At 48.2% G+C, this 11,694-nt stretch carries 7 protein-coding genes; 4 read left to right on the forward strand and 3 right to left on the reverse strand.

Annotated features, from left to right (window positions below):
• Positions 1 to 359: 359 nt before the first annotated feature.
• Positions 360 to 2,387: a methionine--tRNA ligase gene (metG, locus tag MPL1_RS12100; RefSeq protein WP_009727421.1), complete on the forward strand. Its 2,028-nt coding sequence runs from the start codon at positions 360 to 362 to the stop codon at positions 2,385 to 2,387.
• Positions 2,388 to 2,714: 327 nt separating this feature from the next.
• On the opposite strand, the gene MPL1_RS12105 is transcribed toward metG, so the two are convergent.
• Positions 2,715 to 3,413 carry an ElyC/SanA/YdcF family protein gene (locus tag MPL1_RS12105; protein WP_009727422.1) on the reverse strand — a complete coding sequence of 233 codons (699 nt, stop codon included), beginning with the start codon at positions 3,411 to 3,413 and terminating at the stop codon, positions 2,715 to 2,717.
• A gap of 97 nt (positions 3,414 to 3,510) precedes the next feature.
• Between MPL1_RS12105 and MPL1_RS12110 the strand changes: the two genes are divergently transcribed.
• Positions 3,511 to 5,607: a GGDEF domain-containing phosphodiesterase gene (locus tag MPL1_RS12110; protein WP_009727423.1), complete on the forward strand. Its 2,097-nt coding sequence runs from the start codon at positions 3,511 to 3,513 to the stop codon at positions 5,605 to 5,607.
• Between the two features lie 399 nt (positions 5,608 to 6,006).
• Here the strand turns inward: MPL1_RS12110 and MPL1_RS12115 are convergent, their stop codons facing one another.
• Complete coding sequence (locus tag MPL1_RS12115; protein ID WP_009727424.1) at positions 6,007 to 6,441, reverse strand: pilin; 435 nt, start codon at positions 6,439 to 6,441, stop codon at positions 6,007 to 6,009.
• Between the two features lie 309 nt (positions 6,442 to 6,750).
• Positions 6,751 to 8,343, reverse strand: a complete 1,593-nt coding sequence (locus MPL1_RS12120) for a tetratricopeptide repeat protein (protein WP_009727425.1) — start codon at positions 8,341 to 8,343, stop codon at positions 6,751 to 6,753.
• Between the two features lie 212 nt (positions 8,344 to 8,555).
• Between MPL1_RS12120 and MPL1_RS12125 the strand changes: the two genes are divergently transcribed.
• Positions 8,556 to 9,575 (forward strand): metal-dependent hydrolase, encoded by a 1,020-nt coding sequence (locus tag MPL1_RS12125; RefSeq protein WP_009727426.1) that lies wholly within the window; start codon positions 8,556 to 8,558, stop codon positions 9,573 to 9,575.
• A gap of 413 nt (positions 9,576 to 9,988) precedes the next feature.
• Positions 9,989 to 11,584: a protein adenylyltransferase SelO gene (locus MPL1_RS12130; protein WP_009727427.1), complete on the forward strand. Its 1,596-nt coding sequence runs from the start codon at positions 9,989 to 9,991 to the stop codon at positions 11,582 to 11,584.
• Positions 11,585 to 11,694: the final 110 nt, after the last annotated feature.

Consider the following 11,694-nt stretch of genomic DNA (forward strand, 5'->3'; position numbering starts at 1 on the left):
TCAACAAGCGCCAACTTGATCGGCAGTGGCAACAGATGAAAAACCACAGAGGCACAGAGGGCACCAAGATACTTCGGCCATCCAATCAGCGCAGTATTGAGAGCGGTTCTGGATGGAGAAGTTCATCATTTTTCATTAACCAAATGCCAGACTGGGATGTGTCATGGCTTTGACCTTGCCTCAATGCACACTTTATTTCTGAGTACTGGGATCTGTTGTTTGAAATCTCTGTGCCCTCTGTGTCTCCGTGGTTTGTATCCTGTAGACCTGACATCAGGAATTGCTTAGCCTCCATGGTGACAAGCGCCGAATTCTGGTATCTTTGACGGTTTTTCAACGGCCTTATTACCGGTTCATCCATGCAAAGAAAAATTCTGGTCACCAGCGCCCTGCCCTATGCCAATGGCTCGATTCATCTTGGCCATCTTGTTGAGTATATTCAGACGGATATCTGGGTGCGCTTTCAGAAAATGCGTGGTCATGAATGTCATTACGTCTGCGCCGATGATGCCCACGGCACCCCCATCATGCTGCGCGCCCAGAATGAAGGCATCCAGCCTGAACAGCTGATTGCAGATGTCAAACAGGAACACATGGCGGATTTTGCGGATTTTGCTATTGGTTTTGACAATTATCACAGCACGCACAGCGACGAGAACCGCGAGCTGGCCAGCCAGATTTATCTGGCAAATCGTGATGCCGGAAATATTGAAAGCCGCACTATCAGTCAGGCTTATGACCCAGAAAAAGAAATGTTTCTGCCGGATCGTTTTATCCGCGGCGAATGCCCGAAGTGTGGCGCTGCGGACCAGTACGGCGATAACTGCGAAGCTTGCGGTGCGACCTACGATCCAACTGAGCTGAAAAACCCGGTCTCGGCTGTTTCTGGTGCAACGCCTATCACCAAAGAGTCTGAACATTTTTTCTTCAAGCTGGGCAACTTTGAAGACATGCTGCGGGACTGGACGCTGGGCGGTCATTTACAAACAGAAGTGACTCGCAAGCTTCAAGAATGGTTTGATAGCGGCTTGCAAGACTGGGATATCTCTCGGGATGCGCCTTATTTCGGTTTCGAAATTCCTGATGCACCCGGCAAGTTTTTCTATGTCTGGATGGATGCCCCCATCGGTTATCTGGCCAGCTTCAAAAACTATTGCCAGCGAACGGGCGTTGATTTTGATGCATTCATGAAGGCCGACAGCGATGCTGAAATGGTTCATTTCATCGGCAAAGACATCATCTATTTCCACGCATTATTTTGGCCAGCCATGCTCAAAGGTGCCGGCTTCCGCCTGCCGAACAATATCTATGCGCATGGCTTTTTGACGGTTGACGGCAAAAAGATGTCCAAATCGCGTGGCACCTTCATCAAGGCGCGCAGCTATCTTGACCATCTCAACCCCGAGTATCTGCGTTATTACTTTGCGGCCAAACTTGGCAATGGCATTGATGATATTGACCTTAATTTGCAAGATTTCCAAAGCCGCATTAATGCTGATTTGGTCGGTAAGGTAGTCAATATTGCCAGTCGTTGTGCCGGATTCATCAACAAACGGTTCGATGGTCAACTGGCTGACAGCCTGGCTGAACCGGCTTTATGGCAAAGCTTTGTTGAACAGGCTGAAACGATTGCCCAACGCTATGAGCAGCGCGAGTTTGGTCAGGCGATGCGCGACATCATGGCTCTGGCAGACAAGGCCAATCAATATATCGACGAACAAAAACCCTGGGTACTCGCCAAAGAGGAAGGTAAAGAAGCTGAAGTGCAGGCTATTTGCAGCATGGGCCTCAACCTGTTCCGTGTACTGGTTGGCTACCTAAAACCGGTACTGCCTCGCACCGCAGAACTAGCTGAAGCGTTTCTGAATATTTCCTCGCTGCAATGGTCTGATATCACCAATCCCTTGCTGAATCACAAGATTGACACTTTTAAACCGCTAATGACCCGTATCGAACCGGAAAAAATCACTGCCATCCTGGAAGCTTCTAAAGCGACTATGACTGATAACAGCCCAAGTACCGACACTGTGCCAGCCAACTCTGATTTTGATCCCATCGCAGATGAGATTCAGTACGACGACTTTGCCAAAATCGATTTGCGCATTGCCAAAATCGTCAACGCTGAGCATGTAGAAGGTGCCGATAAACTGCTACAGCTGACACTGGATATCGGTCTGGGTCAGCGTCAGGTTTTTGCCGGCATCAAATCTGCCTATGCACCAGAAGATCTGATTGGCAAGTTAACAGTGATGGTGGCCAACCTTGCTCCGCGTAAAATGCGTTTTGGCCTGTCAGAAGGCATGGTGCTGGCCGCCGGACCGGGCGGAAAAGATCTGTTTATTCTCAATCCAGATGAAGGTGCAAAGCCCGGCATGCGGGTGAAGTAGTTCCCTACACGGGGCTGGCACATCGTTACATCGAAAAACCAAAACGTTTGTCCGAAATCCGGCTAAGGTTTCAGATTCCCGCATGCGCGGGAATGACGGTGGATCGTCATTCCGGAAAACGCACAGCGTTTGTCCGGAATCTCTGCACGGCCTTTGTCAGACTCCCTCCTGCGGAATCAATACTAAAAAACCTTACAGCACTATTCACCATGCCTCGGATCGTTTATCTATCAACTCAATCTGCGCCTATCTGCGTAATCTGCGGATAAACAGTGTGGTTGTACCGACCGTAGCGGAGGCATCTCGACCCCACTTTCGACTGGCAAATCAATCGATATTTCTGGAAGGCTCGACCGCCCACATTTCATAGTGCGAGCCGGGCTCACCGGGCTTGAAACAGCAACTCACCCATAGATTGCCAACAACCTCTCCCAGTACTGTTTTAGCGCCTTCACTGGTTTGCCACCAAGCGCTCAACGAAAAACCCTCCGGTTTGGCCGCGATAATGCCAAGTTGATGCTTGCCAGCCAAGGCCATTTCAAACAACCGTCTTGTTCGCATGGCGTGAACATCCGCCGTGAAAATATTAATCGTGGTCGAGTCAAAGGCTTGATCATCCAGCCAGTTTCTCAAGATCACCGCACTGAGGTAGGTCCTGTTTTGAGCTGAGGCGGGCGCAGGTAAGGCAGTTATTTGCGTTTCATCAACGCCTTGGTTTAAGAGAAAAGCAGCAGCTTGTTCGGCGTAGCTAGCGTATTCAGGTCGATAACGGCTTAATTCCGGCCCTCCTGTGGTGATCATTTTCTGGTAGTGTCCTGAGCGAAACTCTTCCAGCGCCTCAAGCAACAACAGTTCACCCAGCCAACCCTCAACCACCAACAATTGTGCTTCGGGTAATGGCTTGGACACAGCCAACCATCGTGCGGTATGTTTCACGGTGTACAATAATGAAAAAACTATCAGTGCCGATAATGCCAATACAACGTACCAGCGCGGCAACCACAGGGAATGTTTGCGAAAAAACAAATCTCGACCTCTCAGTTCGAATCAAAAAGCAATATAGCAAAACTCCCAAACCCTGACGCAGGTCTGACTATTAAATAACCCGGTTCAAGAGGACAAAATGGCAAAAAGCTTACAAGGAAAAGTGAATCGCAGCATGGTAATTGTTGCTGTTATGACTGGCATCACTATCAGTACTGCCGCCACACTCATCCTGTTTTTGTCGCAGATGAGCATTCACTTGATGACACTGGCCAGTTTATTGATAGCGCTCAGTCTGTTCGCTGGTTTTGCTGCATACCTGACTGGCCGTCATTTGACAGAACAATCAGCTAACGACCTTCAGACACTACAAGAGGCAATCAACGAAATAGTCAAAGGCCAGGATCATCGAGCCAGTGAACATTTAGGCCTGCTCAAGTCACAAGAAAGCACCGCAGAGTTATCTGGCGTCGTTGAGCCGTTGGAAGAGATAATGAGTCGGCAACAAAAGCTTGCCTCCGATCATGAGCTGCGCCTCAAGGAAGCCCACAACAAAGGTGAGAAAACCAAACTTCAGCTGGCCTCACTTCGTCAGCTGATGAACTCAGCAAAAATGCTGATCATCACCGCAGATGAACAACTCAATATCACATTCTTTAATGAGTTTGCTCAGCGCTTCACTGGCGTCCAAGCAGAGGCAATACTTCATCGCGGTCTGGCGAATGTGTTTCCCTCAGGTGAGTGGGATGATGTGAACTCAGCCTATCAAGACATTCTTGATGGAAAGCACGAACTGATCGAACATGACAGTGAAATTGTCGATGCCAATGGGCGGATTCGAACGATCTGGTGGTTACACTCCAAGTTTACCGAAAACAACACAAGCACCCTGCTCACCATTGGTCACGATGTAACAGAGCGTAAAGAAACCGAAAAACGCATTGTCTGGTTGGCCGGTCATGATCCCGTCACCGGCATGCTCAATCGCAACAAATTTCTTGAAGAGTTTGACAAGGCCATCTTCGAAGCCAATCGTTCTCAACAAACTTCCTGCCTGCTTTTTATCCGCATTGACGAAACTTGCTTTGGTGACAGTCACCATCTGCCTGCCAAGCAAACAGTGGATAGCCTGTTGCAGCATCTGGCTCAATCACTCAAAACACTCACCTATTACACAGACATTCAAGGCAGACTTGCTGAACTTGAACTGGCGATAATCAAGGTAGATACCGATGAAATCGGCGCACAAATCCTGGCCGATCAGTTGCTGATGTCAATTAACACACTGTCTGTGTCTGGCCTGCCCGGAATCAAAATACGTGCACATGTTGGCAAAGTCATGTTTCCGGTAAACAGTACCTCTGCTCAGGAATTACTCGGCTACGCTGAACTCGCCATGCATCAGGCGAAAAGCAAATCGCCGATGAACAGTGCCTGTCAAACCCTGTCACTTGATCAATCCGAAGCAGGTCAGGACTCACAAAATACTTTCTGGAAACAGCAGATTGAAAATGCGCTCAGCGAAAAACGCTTTATCCTGCACTACCAACCGCTGCTGGATTTAAAAACAGAATCTACCAATTTCTTTGAAGTGCTGATCCGCATGAAGGACGCGGAAACAAGTGAAATCAGAACAGCTGGCAGTTTTATAGACATCGCTGAAAAGCTGGATTTGATTCATTTAATCGACGAATTTGTCCTTGGCAGCAGTCTTAAAACTCTTCTGGCAAATCGCGAGCAGCGGCCTGACTTGAAGCTTGTGATCAACCTCTCCGAGAGGACCTTGCTCAACAATCGCTTTATTGAACAACTTGGTAATGCACTCAATAAATCCCAACTTCCAGCAAGTTGTTTTAACGTTAAAGTCAGCACTCATCTGGCATTGAAAAATCACAATGGTGTTCTGCAAAGTCTGAATCGACTCAAGCTGCTGGGTTGCGGCATCATTCTGGACGACTTTGGCTTGCAAACAGACGTCGAATCACAGAAATTGCTGGCCCTGCTGAAGTCACTTCCCGTCACCATGGTTAAAATCAGTGGCAACCTCATCAAGAACCTACTGATGAATGACTACGACCGTCTGTTTGTCGCCCGTGTCACCAAAGAAGCTCATAACAACAACATTCAGACCATTGCTGAATTTGTCGAGGAAGCGCCCGTACTGGAAGCGCTCAAAACTCTGGAAGTTGATCTGGCACAGGGCTTTTTTATTGGTCGCCCTAGTGCAGAGATGTAAGACGACCAAGCGCTTTTATTTGCTGTTCAGGTTTGGAGTTGGAATGAACCATTGGCATTAACTTCAGTTGATGTTCGTCGTGGCGACCATGTGACCATGTTCTAGAAATCATACGCTAATTCGTCCTTGAACCCCATAATGAGATTGCGCTTGCACGTACGTCAACTCACCTTTTTCTGCCAGATCATCAACGGCCAAACACAGAGGCCAACATAAAGTGTCGATGTGAACGTTTTTATACTGTCTTGACTGTTCTGACTATCTGTGAGCTCGTGTAATCTCTCAACTTATTTCGGCTCAAACAAAAAAGCCCCAGCATATGCTGAGGCTTTTTTTATTTTCTTCAACTCAGGCTAGATCAATCCTGTCTAACTCCTTGTCTCGATTTTGATTGTTTGATTAGCAAAGTCCAGGATTAGTCGCGCAGGCACCGGCCCAAGTCACCGTGTTGGCAGCAGTGTATGTTCCAGTCAAAACATAAGTGTCTGCCGCTGTAATCCCACCCACTGCTCGGGGCACTACAGTTATAGCACCAGAGGTGTTGTCTGTGACAGCCCATGACACGTTGTCAACAAAGTCTGTCGGATTTGTACCAGCTGCCATGTTTGCTGGTACGCCATTTGTTCCTGGGGTACAGTTTGTGAAGCCTCCTTGCAGCTGCGCGCACACTTCAACTGCGGTCTTAAGCGCGGTAGTAGCTAGCACGACTTCTGAGTATCTCGCACGGTCTGTATATTGCTGGTAAGCAGGTAATGCAATCGCCGCTAGAATACCAATGATGGCGATAACGATCATGAGCTCGATCAGTGTAAAACCTTGTTGCATTTTTTTCATGTCTATCTCCTAAGTAATTTCAGCAATCACAGGTTGCCTGGTGCTATTGAAAGCCAATCCCGTGCCAGTCATAAATATAACTATAATTCAATGAGTTAAATAAGGAGGCGTGAGGGGTTATGCAAAAAAATCGTCACAATGTGACATTTATCGTCAGATTTAGACTGCATAGTTAGAAACACAACACATCACCATCACGGTACTGCAGGTTATGGTGAAAACACGGTTAACTATTACTTCTCAACGATTGTGATATTCCAGGCGCATATCCTGCTGCAAGCCCACTGTTCAAGAATTACAAACTTCAGCTCAAGCAGGCTTCAAATCAAACGCAATGCAGATCCGCTCTTCATCCGAACTGAAAGGAATTGTTCGGTGAAATACTGATGATGGGAACATCACCACATCGCCCACTGACGGTGCGATGGTTTTGGTCGGGAAGTTATTGTGTTGCTTGGGATAGTTATCACCATGCGTGCTCAGTTCGATACTGCCCTCATCCGGATTTTTCTTTTTGGTTGGCAGTGATAGATAGAGCGCACCACTGACCCAACCTTCTTCATGGATATGAGAAGTCAGATGGCCACCGGTACTCATTTTCACATACCAGGAACTGGCAAACTCGGTTTTTTTCGGGAAGTCCTTGATGAAAATGCAGTCTGAGTCTTTGAAGTTCTGGCGATATTGATCAATCGCCCGTGCGACCAGTTGCGCGACCTCTTGGAAAGTTTCTTCATCACGCTTGAACAGGTTACCCGCTGATTGAACGCCGTTGTGCAAACGGCCCTGCATTTTTTCTTCCATATCGGCGAACTGAATATCTGCCAGCAGTTTTTGCAACAATGGGCTGTCACCCTTAAGCTCGGGAATTTCGATGTGGCAGACAAAATCGAGTGGATTTTTGCAGAAGTTGTAGTCGTTTTCGGTGCCAAAGTTTTCGGCATAGTGTCCTGTCAAAGTCGCCAGGAACGGTGAGGTGTGGCGAACAGCCTTGAGCGCATCAAGTCCGGCTTTAAATTCCTCAAACTTGCCGGTTTTATACAGGCAATAGAGCGAGCGTTCCTGCCAGTCGGCATATTGGGATTTCTGGAAATGTTTTAACGCGTTTTCCAGATCGCCACTGTCATACAGGTAAACAGCCAGACTATAGTTGGCAAGCGGCAGCTCCGGATTCAGTGACAGTGCTTTTTTATAGGCGGCAACCGATTCGTCATAGCGGCCTTGATCACGCAGAACTTCACCGAGGTTACTGTAGGCCTCTGCATAGTTTGGGTTGAGTTGCAGAGCATCGTTGTAGGCATCAACGGCATCCCCAAGTTTGCCCTGATTGGTGTAAGCAGTGCCCAGATTGAAATAGAGCTGGGCATCTTTGCGCAGACGCAAGGCCTGTTGATAGGTTTTGGCGGCTTCGGCCATTTTGCCTTGTGCCTGCAGCACCACACCCAAATTGGCAATCGCCTCAAAAAAGCCGGGCTGCTGGGCAATGGCTGTCTGGAAAGCCTGAGCCGCTGCATCGTGTTTTCCTTGCGCTTGCAATGCAGTGCCAAGATTGTAATGAGCATCTGTCAGGGTAGGCTTGAGTTTTACAGCTTTCTTGTAATGGGCAATCGCTTCGTCCGTGCGTCCAAGATTAGTCAGCAAAATCCCAACATTGAAATGCAGTTCTCCAACGGTAGGGTCAAGATCCACTGCAGTTTTAAAAGCAGCGATGGCATCGCTTGCCTTGCCTTGAGAGGCCTGAGCATTACCCAAAAGGTTATACAGTACGAAGGCTTTTGGGTATTGCTTGAGCAATCGCTTGGCTTCAGTTTCAACAAAGCCAAGCTGACCTTGATTAAATGCGTTAAACAACGGCTGAATTTCAGCCTGGCTGGGTTGTCTTGGCGGTGCGGACTGTTTCATTTTGACTCTCTCTGATTCTATTGTTTTTATCTGTAAGAATTTTCAGTAACCAAGGAATCTATACCAGCCAATCTCAGGAAGCAACCATCTGGCAATACAGAAAAACCAAGTACTACAAGGGGCTATTGTTCTGTCATTGCCGCTTCTGTTATGGCTGCTACCCTAAGGTATAGTGACTCAGTATTGGTAATGTTCAACAACGGGAATCAAAGATGGATCCAGTTTCACAAGCCGTGCTTGGTGGCGCAGTTGGTTATATCGTCGCAGGTAAAAAAGCCCCGCGCAAAGCCATCATCGCAGGTATGACGCTGGCGATTTTGCCGGATTTGGATATCTTCATCAGCTATGAAAATGATCTGGACAGCATGACCTATCACCGAAGCTGGACCCATTCATGGATTGTGCATACCCTGCTCGCCCCGCTATTTGCCTGGATTATCTGGCATTTTGACAAAACACTGAGTTATTTACGCTGGCTGGCCATTGTCTGGTTGGCCTGGGTGACCCATGCCGGGTTGGATGCATTGACGGTGTTCGGCACACAGCTTTTCTGGCCTTTTATGCCGCCCCCGGCATCCATCAACAGCATTTTTATTATCGATCCACTGTTCACCCTTCCATTATTGGCAGGCTGTGGATTGTTAGTCTGGAATAGCAGTTCACTGCGAAACCATCACATCATGATCGCAGCGATTATCTTCAGCCACCTCTATCTTGTCTGGGGACTGGCGGTTCAGGGCCATGTCGATCATCGTGTACAGCAATCTCTGCAAGCCAACGGCATCAGCAGTCAAAAAATCATGATTACACCGACACCACTTAATTCAATTTTGTGGCGTGTGCTGGTCATGGATCAAACGCACTACTACGAAGGTTTTTATTCACTGCTTGATGGCAAACAGCAGATTCACTTTGAGCGCTTCGATAGAGGCATGGCAGCACAGGAATTTCTCTCAGACCTCGATAGTTATCAGCGAATGCGTTGGTTTAACGATGGATTTTATCGCCTGGCAATGGTTGAAAATGACATTCTGGCCACCGATCTGCGCATGGGCTCTGAACCTTATTACTTCTTTACATTTAAACTGGCAGAGCTCAGCGATGGTGAAGTCATTCCGGTTCAACCGGAGCAAATTAGGACGCCTCAGCCCAGGGTTGAATCAGTGCGCTGGGCCTGGCAAAGAATATGGCAATCGGATTTACAGCCGATATCTGTCGAGTCACCGCACTGACGCGCTGAGCAAGCATGTCATTTTGATGACGACCACAGCGTGAGCATCACGACCATACTAACGATCAAAGCTGGCTGAGATGGCCTTTTAAGATCCCTCGACAAGCTCGGGATGACATAAAATTGTGCTCGGTATGATAGAAAATTGCGCTCGAGATGACACATATTCTTCGCTGACGTTGATCGCATACCACCCACAGGTCATTCCGGAAAACGCACAGCGTTTATCCGGAATCTACGCACGGCTTTACAAACCGCCTTTTTGTGAGAGTTTTTTCCAGCTCATGGCACAGGCTATAAATTCGTACTATTAGCTCAGCACCACTTGTTTAGCCCCAGACTCTGCCGGTGTTTTGCAGGGCTCATTTCTGCTGTAATTGCAGGCATTAGTCTCATTGCACAGGTTGTTACTGCATGCACCATCATCCTCTGGACAAACTCAAGTTTGATAACCGATTCGTCAGGGAACTCCCCGCTGATCCTGTCACCGATAATTATCGACGGCAGGTGTTTGAAGCTTGTTTTTCATTTGTTAACCCAACCCCAGTGTCTAAGCCAGAGCTTGTTGCCTACTCTCCGGAAGTCGCTACGGATCTGGGTCTGTCAGACGAGGACTGCCAGAGTGAGCAGTTTGTCCAGGTGTTTGCAGGTAATCAGCTGCTCGATGGTATGCAAGCACATGCGCACTGTTACGGCGGACATCAATTTGGCAACTGGGCAGGTCAACTGGGCGATGGTCGCGCTATCAATCTGGGTGAGGTGCTGACAGATCGAGGTGAACATCTGGCACTCCAGCTCAAAGGCTCAGGTGAAACCCCCTACTCGCGCTCAGCGGATGGTCTAGCGGTGTTGCGCTCTTCTATCCGTGAATTTTTGTGCAGTGAAGCCATGCATCATTTAGGCGTGCCAACAACGCGTGCGCTGAGTCTAGTCACCACTGGCGAAGGCGTCGTTCGAGACATGTTCTACGATGGACGACCCAAGACAGAGCCGGGAGCTATTGTCTGTCGTGTTGCACCATCATTTCTGCGCATTGGCAGCTATGAGCTGTTTACCTCCAGAGAAGACATCGACAATCTCAAACAATTGGTCGATTTCACCATTCGTCATCATTTCCCGCATTTGGGCAAGCCAGGAAAAGCTACTTACCTTGCTTGGTTAAATGAGGTATTTGAGCTGACCGCAGATCTGGTTGTGCACTGGATGCGTGTCGGTTTTGTGCACGGAGTACTCAACACCGACAACACCTCGATTCTCGGTCTGACCATTGATTACGGCCCATACGGCTGGGTCGATGATTACAATCCGGACTGGACCCCCAATACCACCGATGCGTCAGGCAAACGCTACCGATTTGGTCATCAGCCTCAAATCATGCAGTGGAACCTCTACCAACTGGCGAATGCCATTTATCCTCTGATTAACGAAGTTGAGCCCTTGCAGGAATTGCTCAATGATTTTGTCAAAAGCTACACCAACAAGTGGCAGGCGATGCGCTCTGCCAAACTCGGATTAAAAGCCTGGCAAAACGAAGATGATGAACTGCACCGACAACTGCAGAAAATACTGCTGCTGACCGAGACAGATATGAGCATTTTCTATCGGCAACTAGCTGAAATTCCATGTGAAACAAGCGAACAGACTGATGAGCAGTTGTTGGCGTTAATTGCCAGCAGTTGGTACGCGCCAGACTCTGTTTCTGTGCCTGACAAAAAACAAATCGTTGACTGGCTGCGCAGCTATCAACAGCGAGTGCGACAAGACAACACTGATGATCTGAGTCGCAAAACACAGATGAATCTCGTCAATCCGAAATATGTGCTGCGTAACTATTTATCCCAGCAAGCGATCGATCTCGCGGAACAAGGCGACTTCAGTCTGGTCAATGAATTACTGGATGTGATGCGACATCCCTATGACGAACAACCTGAAAGACAGCAATTTGCAGCCAAAAGACCCGATTGGGCCAGAGATAAACCTGGCTGCTCCATGTTGTCTTGCAGTTCATGATTCACAATGCAGGAGCAATAAAATGACGAAGCCTTTCAATATGCTGGCACTATCGTGWGCGCTGATTTTCAGTACAGCSGWTGCACGTGCCGATGTTCAATTGGATGTGG

This window comes from Methylophaga lonarensis MPL (assembly GCF_000349205.1).
Lineage (GTDB): Bacteria > Pseudomonadota > Gammaproteobacteria > Nitrosococcales > Methylophagaceae > Methylophaga > Methylophaga lonarensis.